13 protein-coding genes and 1 pseudogene are annotated in these 17,145 nt (G+C 63.9%); 5 read left to right on the forward strand and 9 right to left on the reverse strand.

What is annotated here, in order from left to right:
* The first annotated feature begins 6 nt into the window (after positions 1–6).
* A complete protein-coding gene (locus ACX3P0_RS11075) occupies positions 7–816 on the forward strand; it encodes an enoyl-CoA hydratase/isomerase family protein (RefSeq protein ID WP_459088443.1) in 810 nt (269 codons plus the stop codon).
* 12 nt (positions 817–828) lie between these two features.
* On the opposite strand, the gene ACX3P0_RS11080 is transcribed toward ACX3P0_RS11075, so the two are convergent.
* Positions 829–2,523 (reverse strand): AMP-binding protein, encoded by a 1,695-nt coding sequence (locus ACX3P0_RS11080; protein ID WP_459088445.1) that lies wholly within the window; start codon positions 2,521–2,523, stop codon positions 829–831.
* A gap of 1 nt (position 2,524) precedes the next feature.
* Positions 2,525–3,286: a FadR/GntR family transcriptional regulator gene (locus ACX3P0_RS11085; RefSeq protein WP_459079125.1), complete on the reverse strand. Its 762-nt coding sequence runs from the start codon at positions 3,284–3,286 to the stop codon at positions 2,525–2,527.
* 165 nt (positions 3,287–3,451) lie between these two features.
* Here ACX3P0_RS11085 and ACX3P0_RS11090 point away from each other — a divergent pair, with 165 nt between their 5' ends.
* From ACX3P0_RS11090 to ACX3P0_RS11105, 4 genes are all read left to right on the forward strand, one after another.
* The gene (locus ACX3P0_RS11090; RefSeq protein WP_459088447.1) at positions 3,452–4,486 is read left to right on the forward strand and encodes an ABC transporter substrate-binding protein; all 1,035 of its coding nucleotides are present in this window, start codon (positions 3,452–3,454) and stop codon (positions 4,484–4,486) included.
* Between the two features lie 62 nt (positions 4,487–4,548).
* A complete protein-coding gene (locus ACX3P0_RS11095) occupies positions 4,549–5,646 on the forward strand; it encodes an ABC transporter ATP-binding protein (RefSeq protein ID WP_459088449.1) in 1,098 nt (365 codons plus the stop codon).
* A complete protein-coding gene (locus tag ACX3P0_RS11100; protein WP_459088451.1) occupies positions 5,643–6,527 on the forward strand; it encodes an ABC transporter permease in 885 nt (294 codons plus the stop codon). The genes ACX3P0_RS11095 and ACX3P0_RS11100 overlap by 4 nt, the downstream gene beginning before the upstream one ends.
* A complete protein-coding gene (locus tag ACX3P0_RS11105) occupies positions 6,524–7,336 on the forward strand; it encodes an ABC transporter permease (RefSeq protein WP_459079129.1) in 813 nt (270 codons plus the stop codon). Before ACX3P0_RS11100 ends, ACX3P0_RS11105 begins: the two co-directional genes overlap by 4 nt.
* Here the strand turns inward: ACX3P0_RS11105 and ACX3P0_RS11110 are convergent.
* The 7 genes and pseudogenes from ACX3P0_RS11110 to ACX3P0_RS11140 form a co-directional block, all read right to left on the reverse strand.
* Positions 7,333–8,274, reverse strand: a complete 942-nt coding sequence (locus tag ACX3P0_RS11110; protein WP_459088453.1) for a phosphotransferase — start codon at positions 8,272–8,274, stop codon at positions 7,333–7,335. The two genes, ACX3P0_RS11105 and ACX3P0_RS11110, sit on opposite strands and share 4 nt — an antisense overlap.
* A complete protein-coding gene (locus ACX3P0_RS11115; protein WP_459088743.1) occupies positions 8,271–9,596 on the reverse strand; it encodes a glycine cleavage T C-terminal barrel domain-containing protein in 1,326 nt (441 codons plus the stop codon). Before ACX3P0_RS11115 ends, ACX3P0_RS11110 begins: the two co-directional genes overlap by 4 nt.
* A gap of 63 nt (positions 9,597–9,659) precedes the next feature.
* A pseudogene (locus ACX3P0_RS11120) lies at positions 9,660–10,686 on the reverse strand (NAD(P)/FAD-dependent oxidoreductase); the annotation flags it as partial.
* Entirely contained in the window at positions 10,683–13,136 is a 2,454-nt protein-coding gene (locus ACX3P0_RS11125) for a GcvT family protein (RefSeq protein ID WP_459088455.1), read from the reverse strand. The pseudogene ACX3P0_RS11120 and the gene ACX3P0_RS11125, both read right to left, overlap by 4 nt.
* On the reverse strand, positions 13,133–14,029 hold the full coding sequence (locus tag ACX3P0_RS11130) for a phosphotransferase (RefSeq protein WP_459088457.1): 897 nt from the start codon (positions 14,027–14,029) through the stop codon (positions 13,133–13,135). Before ACX3P0_RS11130 ends, ACX3P0_RS11125 begins: the two co-directional genes overlap by 4 nt.
* Positions 14,029–16,062: an ABC transporter permease gene (locus tag ACX3P0_RS11135; protein ID WP_459088459.1), complete on the reverse strand. Its 2,034-nt coding sequence runs from the start codon at positions 16,060–16,062 to the stop codon at positions 14,029–14,031. The genes ACX3P0_RS11130 and ACX3P0_RS11135 overlap by 1 nt, the downstream gene beginning before the upstream one ends.
* A gap of 1 nt (position 16,063) precedes the next feature.
* Positions 16,064–17,095 carry a quaternary amine ABC transporter ATP-binding protein gene (locus ACX3P0_RS11140; protein ID WP_459079135.1) on the reverse strand — a complete coding sequence of 344 codons (1,032 nt, stop codon included), beginning with the start codon at positions 17,093–17,095 and terminating at the stop codon, positions 16,064–16,066.
* Between the last annotated feature and the right edge of the window lie 50 nt (positions 17,096–17,145).

The raw sequence follows: 17,145 nt of genomic DNA on the forward strand, positions 1-17,145 counted from the left end.
AGCGCCATGAGCAGCGATGTCGTAATTTGGGAAAAGGACCCCGAGGACGCATTTGTCACCCTCACCCTCAATCGTCCCGACAAGATGAACGCCATGAACCAGGAACTCGGCGATGCGCTGGAGGCGGCGATTGCCCGCGCGATCAAGGACCCGGACGTGCGCGCATTGATCGTCACCGGCGCGGGCAGGGCGTTCACCGCCGGCTTCGATCTCGGCGGCGAAGATTTCGAAATGGGCACGGAGGCCTGGCGCGAGGACATCGGCGCGAACATGCGGCGCATGCAGTTCATCCGCGAAGCACCGATCCCGATCATCGCCGCCGTCAACGGCTATGCGCTGGCGGGCGGGCTGGAATTGATGATGTGCTGCGACATGACGATTGCGGCCGAGGATGCGATGCTGGGCGAGCCGGAGGTTCGCCACGTCTCCGCGCCGCCGACCCTGATGCTGCCATGGACCGTGCCGATGATCCATGCGCGCCATCTGATGTACACCGGCGATCTGATCGACGGGCGCGAAGCGGAGCGCATCCACCTCGTCAACAAGGCCGTGCCGCGTGACCAGCTCAAGGCCGAGAGCGAGAAGCTGGCGCGCAAATGCGCCCGTATGCCGGGTGCGGCGATCAAGTTTGCCAAGGCTGCGCTGAACCACCAGCAGGAAACCTCCGGGCTTTCCAGTTCCTGGGCCTACAACCGCGAAACGACGGCGATCCTGCATGGCTCGGAAGAAGGGCGGCAATGGATGCGGCTGCTCAAGGACCATTCGCTGAAGGAATTTCTCGACATCCGCGAAAAACCGTTTCGCGAACTCGACTGACCGGCAAACGGGTCAGGCGCCCGAGGGTGCCTGGCCCGCGCCCGCCCGCAGCGCGGCGAACAGTTCCGCATGATTGCGCAAATAGCGCGCCTGCACGATCTGTCCCTTGTCCGACAGTTCACCCTTGTCGCGCTGGGCCTGCGTCGTTGCCAGGCAGAAGCGGACGATCGCCGTCGAGCTTCCGGGATTGGCAAGGTTCCACCCATGGATGCGCGCGGCGAGCTTTTCCGCGAGATCGGGATCGGCCTTGTGCGAGGGGTCGGGAAACACCAGCGCCACCAGCGTATCGCAGCCCTCGCCGGCGATGACGATGTCGGCGGCCAGCGGCGCGCATTGCGCCATCAGCCCGGCGCGCAAGGCACCCGTCCGCACCTTGACCCCGCTCGACAACTTGAAGTCTTCGGCAAGCCTTCCGTCGAAGCGAAACACCGCAATTCCGTCCGAGCGCTTCTCCAGCACGGCCGCGTCGCCCGTCCGGTAAAAGCCGGCTTCGTCCATCGGAAGATCTATCCGGCGGTCGCCGATGAGGTAACACGGCGCGATGTTGGGGCCGGCGACGCGCAACTCGCTGCGCCCCTCGACATCGACCAGCGCGATCCGGTGGCCGGGCAGCGGCTGGCCGAGTTCGCCGGGCTTTTCCAGCGGCGCCGGCGACAGCGTGATGGTCGAGGCCGCCTCGGTGGCGCCATAGCCGGACAGTATCTGAAAATCGCCATGGCCGTCGCGAAAGGCGGCAAGCCTGCGCCACAGTCCGGCATCGATGCCGGCTCCCGCAAAGAAGATCGCCTTCAGGTTGCGGGTGAAGGCGAGGGCTGCCGGCATGTCGGTTTCCAGCCGGTCGAGCAAAAGCCGCAGGCCCAGCGGAACGGCGACGTGTAGCGTCGGGCCAACCCGCGTCAGGGTGCGGATGCTGGCGTCGATGGTTGTCGGGCCAGGTGCTGCATCGACATGCATGCAGCCGCCATTCCAGATGACCTTGAAGATATTGTCCAGCCCGCCGAAGACATGGTGCCAGGGCAGCCAGTCGACCAGCACCGGCGGCGTCTCGGCCAGAAACGGCCACATGGCGGCAACCGCGCCCTGGTTGGAGGAAATCATACCGCGCGTGATCGGCACGCCCTTCGGCGCACCGGTACTGCCGGAGGTGAAGAAGATCGCGGCCCAGTCGTCGGGCGTCGCTTCAGCGTCGACCCCACCGGGCGGTTCATCGATGCTTTGGCGCACCAGCTCGCCAAGCGACAGCGCGCCCATGCCCTCGATGGCGCGATGCCCGGGCGGCGCGACGATCAGCTTCGGCCGGGCGGCGTCGAGGAATGGTTTTGTGTCGGCGTTTCTGACGCCGCTGCCGAAGGAAAAGGGAGGCAGGCTCGTGTGGACTAAGCCCCCGCACAAGCAGGCAAGTTTGAGCGTCAGCGCATCGATGCCGGCCGGCGCAAGCGACGCCACGCCATCGCCCTTGCGCAGCCCGAAGCGGTTGGCAAGCACCTGCTTCAGCGCGCGAGCGCGCAAAAGCATTTCGCCATAGCCGACCGAGCGCCGCTCGCCCGCGTCGGGTTCTGAAAGAACGGTTGCGTCCGGCTGGATCGCCGCCCAGTGGGCGAAGCGTGCGAATATGTCGGGCAGGCCGGCAGGAAGGGGGGTGGAACTGCGATAGACACGACGGCCCGCCGAAGCCGGCTCTTCGATCAGCGTCTGAGCCACCAGCATGTCATCGCGCTTCCCGTTCGGCGCCGGCGGCGACCTGCCGGGCGCTGAGAGCCTTTTCATAGACGCTCGACTGGTAGGCGATCAGTTCCTCGAAAGCGGCGGTCGCGGCCCCGGCATCGCGGATGCGCAATGCTTTGAGAATATCGGCATGCAGGGAAACGACCCGGCCGCGCTCGCGAAAACGGAAGGAGATCATGTTGGTCGCCGGGATCAGCGAATCGTTGACCACCAGCATGATGAAGCGAAGCTCGTTGTTGCCCGTCGCCTGGGCGATGGCGTGGTGGAACGCGACGTCAAGCCGGCAGAACTCCTCGTCGGAAATGTCGTCGCGCTCGAAGGCCGTGAACGTGGCGGCGATCGAGTCGATGTCCTCGCTGGTGGCGCGCTCGGCGGCAAGCTGCACGCAGGTACGGCCAAGAAACAGCCGCGCCTCGACGATTTCGGCAAGCCCGAACACGCCAAGGCCGACGAACCAGGTCGTCATTTCCTGCAGCATCTGGCTCGCCGCGGTAAGCGACGGCGCGTTGACGAAAACGCCGCCATTGGGGCCGCGCTTGGAGCGGACCAGCTTCTTGGCGGCAAGGATCTTCAGGGACTCGCGCACGGTCGGCTGGGAAACACCGAAACGCTGCGCGATCTCCGCTTCGGAAGGCAATCGCTCCGAAACGCTGAGCGTTCCCTGCACGATTTCCTGCTGGAGTGTCGTTGCGATCTGATGCGCCAGGCTCTTGGTCGCCTGGATCGCCGGCTTGGCGTCCTCCATGCAGTGCGCCCCTTTTCGGTAATTACCGCTATTTCAATATTACAATGCCGAAATTGTTGACCACATGAAAAAAGAATGCAAGCTTTCGATTCAAGAGGGCTGCGAATTCGATCCTGCGGCGTGGCCACCATAAGGACTCAAAAGCAGGCAATGGGAGACAGTCCGATGAAACTGACTAGGCGTGAATTTGCCGTTGGCGCAGCGGCTGCGATTGCTTCGATGGCCCTGCCAAGGCTCGCGTCGGCGCAGTCGACACTGGTCGTTCCAACCTATGGCGGGTTGTGGGCGAAGTTCTGGGAAGACAAGCTCATGCCGGGCTTCAGCTCGGCGACCGGGATCACCCCGCAGCTCGACGTTGGCCTGGGCAAGGACTTCATCGCGAAGATCAGGGCCGGTGGCGGCCAATCGCCTTACAGCATCTTCATGGGCAACGAGAATATCGCCGCGATGCTCCGCGCCGAGGGCTTCTTCGAGCCTTTCGACCTTGCCAAGCTACCGAACGCCAAGGACACCTTTCCGCAGTTCGTCAACAAGAACGCCAACGGCATCCGCGCCATCGTTTCGCCGATTGGCCTTGCCTACCGCACCGACATGGTCAAGACGCCGCCGGCATCCTGGCATGATTTGTGGGAAAATCCCGAATTCAAGGGCAAGACCGGCCTCTACCAGATCGGCAATACCGGCGCTGTCGTGTTCCTGCGCCTGGTCGGCGAACTGTTTGGCAAAGGGCCGGACGATTTCGATACGGCCTTCGCCAAGATCAAGGAGCTTCTGCCCTTCGTCCAAGCTTCGTGGAGCGGCGAGTTGTCGACGTCGCTGATCCGCGGCGATGTCATCGTCGCGCCGGTCGACTGGACCGAGGCGATGACGCTGCAGGACAAGGGCGCGCCCATCGCCATCGTCGCTCCGAAAGAGGGGCTGCTTTCCTTCGAACAGTCGTTCAACCTCGTCAAGACCGGCGCGGAAAAGGATGCCGCCCATGCCTATCTGAACTACGTGCTCGACGCGCAGGTTCAGCACGACATGGCAAAGGCCTTCTACACCTCGCCGTCCAACAAGAATTCCGTCGTCGATGCCGAGATGCAGAAGCGCACGCCCATCGTCGGCGCGCGCATGGCTGAAATCAGGAGCTACGACTGGGACAGCTATGTCGACAAGGCAGCCGACATCGCCGACCGCTGGAACCGGGAGATGGCCTGAGGGCCGGAGTTCTGCCGCAAGCGGGGCGGTTCATCCCGATTGGTTTTTCGTGAGGATATCGGATGACGGCACTGACCATCGATCGTATCAACAAGCGGTATGGTGCCCTGCACATCCTCAAGGATATCTCGATCCCCATCGAGCAGGGGGAGTTCGTCTCCCTGCTCGGACCTAGCGGCTGCGGCAAGACCACGACGCTGCGCTGCATCGCCGGTTTTGAGCGCCCCGACAGCGGCCGTATCCTGTTTGGCGAGCGGGACATGACGCATACCCTGCCTGAACGGCGCGACATCGGCATGGTGTTCCAGTCCTACGCGCTGTTTCCGCATATGACGGTGGCCGAGAATCTGAGCTTCGGCCTGGAAGTGCGCAAGGTTTCCGAACCGGAGCGGCGGCGGCGCATCGCCGAAGTGCTCGCCCTGGTGCGGCTGGAAGGCTACGACAAGCGTTTTCCGCGCGAACTTTCCGGCGGCCAGCAACAACGGGTGGCGCTGGCCCGCGCCCTGGTTATCGAGCCTTCCGTCCTGCTGCTTGACGAACCTCTGGCCAATCTGGACGCGACCCTGCGCGACGAGATGCGCTTCTTCATCCGCGATCTGCAAAAGCGCGTCGGCATCACGGCAATCTACGTCACGCACGACCAGGCCGAGGCCATGGTCATGTCCGACAAGATCGTGGTGATGAAAGAGGGCGAGATTTCCCAGCTGGGCGCACCGCGCGACATCTACGAGCGGCCGGTGTCGCATTCGGTGGCCGGCTTCATCGGCCGCTCGAACACGATCGGCGGCAAGATTGTCGAAGCGTCGGGCGCAGGCGGCTACAAGGTCGAGGCGCCTTGCGGCGTGATCGGCGCGGACGGCCCGTCGCACCTTGCCGTTGGTTCGGGCGTGCGTATCATGATCCGGCCGGAAAACATCGCGATCGGCAGGGTGGAAGCCGGCGCGCGCGAAGTGCCGGCCCCCGATACGCTGGCCAATGGCAACGCGCTCGACGCAACCGTCGTAAAATCGATCTACCAGGGAAATGCCAACCAGCTCAGCGTCAGCCTCGCCGACGGCGAAGCGATGATCGTCGACGTCAGCGGACGCACCCCGTTCGCAGCCGGTGAAAAGGTCATGCTGCGTTTCGCCGCCTCCGACGCCTGGCTGCTTCCCGCATGAGCGCCGCCGCCGCCGCGCCCCGCATCCAGACCTCGCCCGGCCGAGGCGCGATATGGATGATCGCACCCGCCCTTGTGCTCCTCGTCGTGTTCTTCGCGCTTCCCTATCTGAGCATCATCACCATGAGCTTGCGCGAAGCCTCGACCAGGGCCGTCTATGGCGACGGTTTCACGCTTGCTCACTATACCGGCGCGCTTGGCGATCCCTTTATCTGGCGCATCATGGGCCGGACGGTGGCGATCGGCGCGATCGTGACCGTGCTTTCGCTGCTGCTCGGCTATCCCGTCGCCTATCATCTGGCCAATACACGCTCGCGCTGGTCCAGCCTGCTCTATATTTTCGTGTTGTCGCCGCTGCTGGTCGGGCTTGTCGTGCGCACCTTCGCCTGGATGATCATCCTGTCCAACAACGGCGTCGCCAACAAGGCGTTTATGGCGGTTAGCCTCATCGACTTCCCGCTCCAACTCATGAACAATTCGCTCGGCGTGACGATCGCGCTGACGCATGTGTTCTTGCCCTTCATCATCTTGCCGCTGCTCGGCAATCTGCAGGCGATCAGCCCCGATCTGGCGATGGCGTCACGCTCGCTCGGCGCATCGCGCATGCGCACTTTCTGGAAGGTGACGCTGCCGCTCAGCCTGCCTGGCATCCAGGCAGGCACCATCCTCGTCTTCGTCCTGTCGATCAGCGCCTATGTCACGCCCGCGATGCTGGGCGGCAGCGGCGGGCGCACTATGTCGGTGTTGGTGGTCCAGTATCTTGTCGATAATTTCCGCTGGCCGGCGGGGGCGGCGCTCGCCATCATTCTCGCCAGCGTCGCGGTCATCATCGTTGGCCTGTATCTCCGGCTGACGGCGCGCGCCATGCGGAGGCTGCCATGAGAAGCGCCGGCGGGGTGGAAAAGACCGTCTGGGACTGGTTGTTCCTCGGGCTCGTTGCCGCGATCTATATCTTCTTGATGTTCCCGATCGTGCTGGTCGTTCTGCTCTCGTTCAATTCCGGCGAGTTCCTTGCCTTCCCGCTGGAAGGGTTTTCGCTGCGCTGGTTCGAGGCGCTGTTTTCCAACAAGCGGTTCCTCGACGCAACGCTCTATTCGGTGGTGCTGGCGGCGGTCGCCATGATCGTCAACGGCGTCATCGGCACGCTTGCCGCCATTTACGTGGCGCGCTACGCGGGTGGGTACCGCGACCGCATACGGCTCGTCATGACCAGCCCCCTGCTGGTTCCCGAAATCCTGACGGCAATCGCGCTCCTGTTCTATTTCTACGAAACCGGGATCGGCACGGACTACTCGATCGGCATTCAGGTCGGCCACATCGTCGTGACCTTTCCCTATGTGTTCCTCAACGTGTCGTCGGCCCTTTTCAATTTCGACAGTTCGCAAGAAGAGGCCGCCCGCAGCCTCGGCGCCGGCAGTTGGATGCGGTTCCGGCGGGTAACGCTGCCGGCCATCAAGCCGGGTATCATTACCGGCTGCCTGTTCGCCTTCGTCATTTCCTTCGATATATTCAACATCTCGCTGCTGCTGAAATCGCTCGGGAATAACACGCTGCCGCTGGAACTGTTCGATTATCTGCGCTTTAATTTCGACCCGACCGCAGCCGCCATCGCTTCGTTGAGCATCTTCCTCACCTTCGCGGCGATCCTCGTCATCGATCGCACGGTGGGATTGCGGTCGCTGCGCTTCTAGTTCCTGACCTTAGCCGTTGCCACCGCGGTCACATGCCGCTCGAAGTCGGCCGTTTCCATCAGCGCCTTGCAGCGCGCGAAACGCCCATCGGCATAGGCGCGGAAATCGTCGACGGGGTTGTTGTTGGCGAGTTGGATCAGCCCCCACAGGGTCCACAAAAGGTCGCACATCGCCTTGTAGATGACGATGCGGCCGCGCTCGCCCAGTGTCGGCTCGCCACCGAAATAGGCGCGGATCATCTCCTCGTCTTGCGCGGCGTCGAACTTGCCTTCGACGCTGAGATCGCCGAGATCCCACATCGGGTCGTTCATGCCGGCATATTCCCAGTCAACGATCCACATGCGTTCGCCGGTATCGAGAAAGTTCTCGCAGAGCGGGTCGCAATGGCAGGCGGTCAGCGGCAAGGGATGCGCGGCAAGCGCCGCCCGCACGATTTCCGCCTCGCGCACCACCTCGTGATAGCCGGCGGGCAGCGCGACGTCCTTGGTGGACAGGATTTTCAGATAGTCGTCGATCATCGCGAACAGTTCGAAGCGGAACGGAAATTTCGCGCCGCTGTCGTGCAACCGCCGAAAGGCTTGCCCTGCTCGCGCCGGACTGCCGGGTCGCCGCCTGAATTCTTCCGGCGACATGGTCTGGGTGCCGGCGATGAAGCGTGTCACCATCACGCCGCTCTGGTCGTCGAAATGCAGCACTTCTGGACTGACGCCGGCGGTTGCTGCTTCGCGCGCCGCAACCGCTTCATGGGCGCGGTTGATATATTCCTCGGTGCCCTTGCCCGGAATGCGAAGGCAAAAGTTGCCCACGGCAAAGACCAGGTTGGTGAGCCCGCCAAGCCGCTCGATGCCTCCGTGATAATCCTTGAGCGCGGGAATGGTTTTCAGCGCATCGCGGGCAAGCGAAATAGGATCGGGGGAAACGGGATCGGCGTCGCTCATGCCTTCAGCCTTTCCATCTTCGCGTCGTACAGCGTGCGCGGGCCGCGGGTCGCGTCATAGGCTTTGCCGAAGGCTTCGATCTCGAAGTCCTGTTCGCCGGCAAACTCCACCGGCAGATAGCCGAAGGCAATCGTCTTGCCGAGCGTATAGCTATAGCCGGTCGAGGTGGTCGACCCGACCAGCTTGCCCTCATGCAAGATCGCCTCGCCGCCATGGAATGGCGCAAACCCGTCGACGGTGAAGGAGCACAGCTTGCGCTTCACGCCGTCAGCATTGATCTTGGCAAGTGCGGCACGGCCGAGAAAATCCCCCTTGTCGAGCGCCACGGCAAAGCCGAGGCCGGCCTCGTAGGGGTTGTAGTCCGGCGAAATGTCGCCCGACCAATACAGATAACCCTTCTCCATGCGGCAGGCGTCGACGGCGCGGTAGCCGGCATCCGCGATGCCATGCGGTGCGCCCGCTTCACGCAGCTTTTCGTAAACATGGCCGGCGAATTCCTGCGGGATGTAGAGTTCAAAGCCAAGTTCGCCGACATAGCCGACGCGCACGGCCAGCGCCGTTGCGTTGCCGATCTCGATGGTCCTGGCCGCCAGGAATGGAAAGGCCGTGTTGGAAACATCGTCGTCGCTAACCGATTGCAAGATGGTGCGAGAAAGCGGCCCGCACAGGTTCAGCGTCGCATACTGGTTGGTGACGTCGCGCATCGCGACGCCGGCGGGCAGGTGTCTCGAAATCCAGTGGCTGTCATGGATGCCGAAGCCCGAACCGGTGACGAGCAGGAAACGGTCCTCGCCGACATGGACGATGGTGACGTCCGCCTCGATGCCGCCCTTTTCGTTGCACAATTGGGTATAGACGGCCTTGCCGGGCGGCCCTGACAGGTCGTTGGCGGTGATCGCCTGCAAGGCGTCGAAAGCGCCCGCGTCGGAAATCTCGAATTTTGAGAACGACGTCTGGTCGATGAGCACGGCGCGCTCGCGGATGGCGCGCACTTCCTCGCCGACCGCCTCGAACCAGCCCGGCCTGTCCTCGAAGCTGCCGCGATCCACCGATGTGCCGCCTTCGAGCGCAAACCAGTTCGGGCGTTCCCATCCGGATTTCGAGCCGAACACAGCACCCTTGGCCAGCAGCGCGGCATAGAGCGGCGAGCGGCGCAGGCCACGCCCGGCATGTGTTTCCTCGCCGGGCAGATGCACCTTGTAGTAGGCGCCGTAAGCCTCGATGGTGCGCTCTTCCAGATAGCGGCCTTGCGCCTGCACGGCACCGAAACGGCGTACGTCGAAAGGCCACAGATCCATGCCGGCATCGCCATGCAGGATCATGTTGGAGAGCGCCAGCCCGCCGCCGCCCGATCCGGCAATGCCGGCGGTGAAGCCGCAGGCGACGTAGAAATTGTCGAGTTCGGGAGCCAGGCCGAGGATCGGTTCGCCGTCCAGCGAGACGGGGATCGGCCCGTTGATGACGGTCTGGATGCCGATTTCATTGAGCACCGGCAGGCGTTCGGCCGCCGGCAGCGCGAACAGTTCCAGCCGGTCCATGTTGGGCGCAAACAATTCGCGGCCGAAATCGAGCGGCGGTTGGCCGCGCCAGCAGCTTTTCGAACCATCTTCCCAGCCGCCGATGGCAAAGCTGCCGGTGTCGGGCTTCAGGTAGAAATTGTGATCCGGATCGCGCAGCGTGGTCAGGTCAGGGTCGAGCTTCAGCGTCTTTTCGGTCAGAAAATACTGGTGCTCGACCACGCCCGTCGCCAGCGGCACGCCGGCCATGTTGCCGACGCGCTTGGCCCACAGCCCGGCGCAGTTGACGAGGATATCGCAGGAGATGGAGCCGCCATTGGTGACGACGCCGACCGCGCGGCGCTTGTCCACCACGATCTCCTCGACGCAGACGCCTTCCTCGATGCGCACGCCGTTCTGGCGCGCCCTTGGCATAGGCCATGGTCAGCGAATAGGGGTCGATATAGCCGTCGCCGGGAATGAAAGCCGCGCCCTCGATGCCATCCTTGACGATGAAGGGAAAGCGCTGGGCGGCTTCCTCGGCGGAAAGCGAGTGGCATTCGACGCCAAAGCTTTTCGCCTGTCCCATCGAGCGGCGGATTTCGCTCCAGCGTTCGCGGCTGCCGGCAAGCCGCAGCGAGCCGACCTTCTTCCACGAAATCGCCTGGCCGGTTTCCTTTTCCAGCCGGTCGAAGACCGCGACCGAATTTTGCATCAGCCGCGTCAGGTTCCGCTTGCCGCGCAACTGGCCGACCAGTCCCGCCGCATGCCAGGTACAGCCATGGGTGAGCTGCGATTTCTCGACCAGCAGCACGTCTTTCGCGCCGTCGCGCCCCAGGTGATATGCGACCGAGGTGCCGATGGCGCCGCCGCCGATGATGAGAATATGAACGTGGCGATCCGCGCGAAAGCTCATGATTTCACCTTGCTCCCGGACGGGTCATAAAGCGGCTGGAGATGGATTTTCGCGGGCGTCGCCTTCATGGCCACGACGAGTTCGTAGTCGCCGGAGGAGAGAAAATCGTCGGAGACGCCATCGGCGTCGCGCACATAGCCGTAGCCGAAATTCTGGCCGACCGTGTAGCCATAGCCGCCACTGGTCAGATAGCCGACCGTCTCGCCATTGCGCAGGATCGTCTCGCGGCCCAAAAGCACGATGTCGGGATCATCGACGGTAAAGCCGGCAAAGCGCTTGGTGAGGGCTGCGCCATTGACCTTCTCAAGCGCAAGGCGGCCAAGGAAATCGGTGTTCTTGCGCAGTTTCACCGCCCAGCCGAGGCCGGCCTCCATCGGCGTGTCGTTGGGGGTGATGTCGGAGCCCCAGGCGCGATACCCTTTTTCCAACCGCAGCGATTCCAGCGCGCGGTAACCGATGGGACGGATGCCGTGCGGCCTGCCCGCCGCCATCAGAACATCAAAAATTTCGCCGGTTGCCGCGATCGGCACATGCAGTTCCCAGCCGAGTTCGCCGACATAGGTGATGCGCAGCGCCCGCACCGTATGCCCGGCGATTGCGATTTCGCGGACATGGCCGAACGGGAAGCCGGCGTTGGAAACATCGGCGTCGGTCGCGGCCGCCAGCACGTCGCGGGCGCGCGGGCCCATCAGCGACAGCGTGCCGAATTCTTCCGTCACATCGGTCAGCTGCGCGTCAAGCCCGGCTGGAATGTGATCGGCGATCCACGACTGGTCGTGCGTGCGAAAACCGGTGCCGGTGACGATGTAGAATTTTTCCTCCGCCAGCCGCGCCACGGTGAGATCGGATTCGATGCCGCCGCGCGTGTTGAGAAATTGCGTATAGGTCAGGCGGCCAACCGGCTTGCTGACATCGTTGGCGCAGATCCAGTCAAGCGCTTTCAGCGCGTCCGGCCCGGTCAGTTCGTATTTGGCGAAAGACGACTGGTCGAAAATGCCGACCGCCTCGCGCACATGCCGGTGTTCGTCGCCGACCGGCCCGAACCAGTTCTGCCGGCCCATCGAATAGACGTCCTGCGGCTCCATGCCTTCGGGCGCGAACCAGTTCGGCCGTTCCCAGCCCAGCTTCGAGCCGAATACGCCGCGATGCTTTTTCAGCCGCTCATACAAAGGCGAGACGATGCGCGGCCGGCCCGAGACATATTCTTCGTGCGGGAAGCTGACCGTATAATGCTTGCCATAGGCTTCCAGAGTGCGCTCGCGCACCCATGTCCGGTCGCGGTGCATCTGGGAAAAGCGGCGGATGTCGACCACCCAGAGATCTAGCGGGGCTTCGCCGTCGACCACCCATTTGGCCAGCACCCAGCCGGCGCCGCCGCCGGACGCGATGCCGAAGGCGTTGAAGCCCGCGCCGACGAACATGTTGGCGCATTCGGGTGCGACGCCGAGGATGAAATTGCCGTCCGGCGTAAAGCTTTCCGGCCCGTTGATCATCTGCTTGACGCCGACGGTTTCCAATGCGGGAACTCGCGCGATCGCCTGCGTCATGTGCTGCTCGAAATGATCGTAATCGTCGTCGAACAGGCGGAACTCCCATTCGTCGGGCACATCGCCGCCCGGCAGTCCCGTTTCCCAGGCCTGCGGGTTGGGTTCGTAGCCGCCCATCACCAGCCCGCCGACCTCTTCCTTGAAATAGGTGCGCCGGTCGGGGTCGCGGATGGTCGGCGCGTCGGTGGCGAGCCCGTCGATCTTTTCGGTGACGATGTATTGATGCTTGACCGGCTGCAGCGGCACGTCGATGCCGGCCATCGCGCCGACCTGCCGCGCCCATTGCCCGGCGCAGTTCACGACCTTCTCGCAGGCGATGGTGCCCTGGTTGGTGCGCACCGCAACGATGCGACCTTCTTTCATGTCGAAGCCGGTGACGCGCACTTTCTCGAACAGTTTCGCGCCATGCATGCGCGCGCCCTTGGCCAGCGACTGCGTGATGTCGGAGGGGCTTGCCTGGCCGTCGGTCGGCAACCATGACGCGCCGACGAGGTCGCTGGTGTCCATCAGCGGCCACATCTTCTTCACCTCGGCCGGCGACAGCAGCGCCATGTCCATGCCGAAGCTTTTGGCGGTCGTTGCCAGCCGCTTGAACTCGGTCCAACGGTCTTCATTGGTGGCAAGACGCAGGCAGCCGGTCATTTTCCAGCCGGTGGCAAGGCCGGTCTCGGCCTCCAAACCCTTGTAAAGATCGACCGAATATTTGAGCACGCGGGTGATCGACGCGGACGACCGCAACTGCCCGACCAGCCCGGCGGCATGCCAGGTCGAGCCGGAGGTGAGGCTGCCCTGCTCCAGCAGCACGACATCGGCCTTGTGGTCGCGCGCCAGATGATAGGCGGTGGAACAGCCGATGATGCCGCCGCCGATGACGACGATGGCGGCGTGTGTGGGCAAGCTCATGGTTGGCGCATCCCATATTGCGTTCTGTAGCTGTCCAGCGCGGCTTCGAGCCGCGCCAGATTGTCGTGCGTGTAGGCAACGTAATCGACGCCCGGCGCGTCGAGATGAAGCTCGGAGATCATGCTCCACATGGCTTCGCGCAGCAGCGAGGCGCACTGCATGGCCGCATGCGACTGGCTGATTTCATCGCTCGTTTCGTTCCCGAAATAGACGGCAAGCAGGTGCGCGGCCTGTTCTTCGGCCATGCCCGAATTGGAGGAAAGCCCGGCCAGATCGAACATGGCGGTGTTGAAGCCGGCATATTCGAAATCGATCAGCCACAGCCGGCCGCCGTCGTCGAGGATATTGGCGGGGAGAAGATCGTTGTGGCCGAAGACGATCGGCAGCGGCGTCTGCGCGGCCTCCAGTTCGTCCGCCAGCGCGAGGTAGCGCGGCAGTTCAGCCACCATGCGGCTGCCGCCCGCCGCCAGCGAGCGCGCATAATCGCGGATCACGTGAAATACCCAGAACATGAAGCCGGCGCCGGAGACCTGGTGCGGCATCTCGCGGTGAAACGCGCGCACCAGCGCCGCGATGCGGTCGGCATTGGCGCGCACGTCTTCCGCGGCAAACGTGCGGCCGTCGATGTAGCGGCTGACCATGACGCCATGCGCTGCATATTCCACGGCGGGCGCAAAGCCGCAGGCGTGGGCAGCCTGCGCGCTCATCAGTTCGCGCTGACGCGAGACGTGGTGGAAATCATAATCGCGCCCGAGCCGCACCACATGCTTGCCGCTGGCGTCGCGCACCAGAAAGTTTGCGTTGCTGAGGCCGCCGCCCAGCGGTCCGATTTCGATGCTGCCGTTCCAGCAGGGCAGGGCGGCAACAAGGGCCTCGCCTGTGACCTGGGCCATCATGCTATATCCAGCCGCGTCTTGGCGCGCTGCGCTCCTGCCGCGATCAAGCGGTCGGCGATGATGGCGATGAAGGCAACGGCGAGGCCTGCGACGAGCCCGCGCCCGGTGTCCGCCTTGGTCAGCGCGATATAGACCTCCTGGCCAAGATCGCGGGTGCCGACCAGCGCCGTGATGACCAGCATCGACAGGGCGAACATGATGGTCTGGTTGAGGCCCAGCATGATCTCCGGCAGCGCCAGTTTCAGCTTGATCTTGGTAAGAAGCTGCCAGCGCGTGCAGCCCATGGCCTGGCCGGCCTCGATCAGCTTCGGGTCGACCTTTTGCAGGCCGAGCGCGGTATAACGGATCGCGGGCGCCACCGCATAGGCGACGATGGCGATGAGCGCGGTGAAGTCGCCGACGCGAAACAGCATCACCACCGGCATCAGGTAGACGAAGGAAGGCAACGTCTGCAGCGTGTCGATCACGACCTGCACCCAGCGCCACAGTTTTTCGCGCTCCGACGCTATGATGCCGATCGGGATGCCGATCAGCGAGGCGATGACGACCGAAATGCCGCACAGGTAAACGGTGATGGTGGCCTTTTCCCATTGCCCGGTGGCGGCGATCAGGAAGGCGAGAGCGGCGACGGTGGCGGCGAGCCTCATACCGCCCAGCCGCCATCCGGCAAACGCCAGAAGGGCGGTGACGCCCAGCCATGGAAAGCCGCCCAAAAGCCGCTTGAACGGGATCAGCACGTTGAGAAGGACCGCGTCCTTGGAACCTTCGAGCACGTCGAAGAAATTGACGTTGATCCACTTGACGACATCGGAAAAGAAGCCGCCGGTCGAGACCTGCAGCGCCTCCGGGTAGCGCTGCAGAGCGGGCAGGGCGAGCCCCGCGACGCCGGTGACCAGCACGACCGCAAGCGCTGCCAGCGTATAGGGATGCCGCCGCGCAAAACCGCCGGCATGGCGCGCCGTGGTCGCGGAGCCCGCCTTGATCGCATAAGCCTGGGAAAGCCGGTCGAGGGCTACCGCGAGCGCCACAATGGCGATGCCCGATTCCAGCCCGGCGCCGATGTCGAGACGGCGCAGCGCCGCCAGCACGTCGAAGCCGAGGCCGCCCGCGCCGATCATCGAGGCGATGATGACCATGTTGAGCGACAGCATGATGACCTGGTTGACGCCCACCATCAGGCTGTCCTTGGCCGATGGCACCAGCACCCGCCAGGTCATCTGGCGGCGCGTGCAGCCGATCATCTTGCCGAGATCGAGCACTTCCGACGGCACCGAGCGCAGCGCCAGCGCGGTGATGCGCGTCATCGGCGGCATGGCGTAGATCAGCGTCGCCACCACCGCCGCCGTCGGCCCGAACCCGAACAGGAACAGGATTGGCACCAGATAGGCGAACACCGGAATGGTCTGCATCAGGTCGAGCAGCGGCGTCAGCATCTGCTCGAAACGCCGCGACCGGTAGGCCGCGATGCCCAGCAGCACGCCGCCGGCGACGCCGAGCGGGGCGGCGACGAGAATGGAAGCCAGCGTCACCATGGAACTGCTCCATTGGCCGAAGACGGCGAGGAAGCCGAAGCAGACGGTAACGATGACGGCAAGCTTGCGGCCGCCGGCGTGGTAGCCCATCAGGGCCACGATGACGACCACCGCTATCCACGACAGCGGCGGCAGGATTTCCACCGCGCTCGAACCCTGCCCGGACAGGAAGCCGGTCGACAGCAGCGACAGCGCCAGTTCGTATGGCTGGCTGATGAGCCAGGCGATGAACCGCGTCATGTCGGTGAAGCTGAACAGCCCGAAATTGGCGCTGTCGACCAGCCATTTCATGGCGCTTCCGATCCAGCGCTGGGCTGGAATCTGCCATGCTTTCGGATAGTCGAAAGCCCATTTGGCATGCGCGCCGAACTGCCACAACAGGATGAACGCACCGATCGCCGCGAGCCAGAGCGCTGCGCCGCCGCTGCCGCCCGCCCTCCGGCGCTCGGTGCGCCGCGCCGGGGCTTGCGTCTCGACCGGTTGCGCGGGGCTGCTCATGTCAGCCCCGCATCATCAGTTCGACCACGTCGGCGCGCTCAAGCGTGCCGACCGTCTCGCCGTGCTCATCGACGACGCGCAGCCTCTCGATACCGTCCGCGAACAGGGCCGCCGAACCCGCAACCGTTGTGCGCGCCATCACGGCAACGCCGCCCTCGACGGGCGACGCGCCGCCATCCACCGGCCGCATGACCGACGCCACCCGCATCACCTTCGCCTTCGAGACGTTGCGAGTAAATTCGGTCACATAGGCGGTCGCCGGATTAAGCACGATGTCTTCGGGCGTTCCCGCCTGGACGATCTCGCCGTCCTTCATGATGGCGATCCGGTCGGCCAGGCGGATCGCCTCGTCGAAATCATGCGTGATGAAGACGATCGTCTTCTGGAGAACCGATTGCAGGCGCATGAACTCGTCCTGCATCTCGCGCCGGATCAGCGGATCGAGCGCCGAAAACGGCTCGTCCAGGAACCACAGTTCGGGCTCGCCGGCGAGCGACCGCGCGATGCCGACGCGCTGCTGCTGGCCTCCGGACAATTCGCGCGGGAAAAAATTCGCCTTGTCGGAAAGCCCGACCAGTTCGAGCATCTTGCGAGCCCTTGCCTCGCGCGTGGGCTTGTCGATGCCCTGCACTTCGAGCGGGAAGGCCACATTGGCCAGCGCGCTGAGATGCGGCAACAGCGCGAAGTGCTGGAACACCATGCCCATCCGATGTCGGCGCAGTTCGATCATGCGCGCGTCGTTGGCTTCGAGCAGGTTTTCGCCGTTGAACAGGATTTCGCCGCTGGTCGGCTCGACCAGCCGCGACAGGCAGCGCACCAGCGTCGACTTTCCGGAGCCGGAAAGCCCCATGATGACGAAAATCTCGCCCGTGTGAACTTCCAAATCCACGGCGCGAACCGCGCCGACCAATCCGTTTCGGGAAAGCTCTTCGGTGCTTACCGCCGCCCCGGCCTTGTCGAGGAACTCCCGCGCTCCCGAGCCGAACACTTTCCAGACATTGCGGCAGACGAGTTTTGGTTGTGGTTCAGCCATGGATTAATCACATATGGGGTCGTTTGCATGCAAACCGCCGGACCCCGCCC

The sequence above is a fragment of the Mesorhizobium sp. A556 genome, from assembly GCF_054489545.1.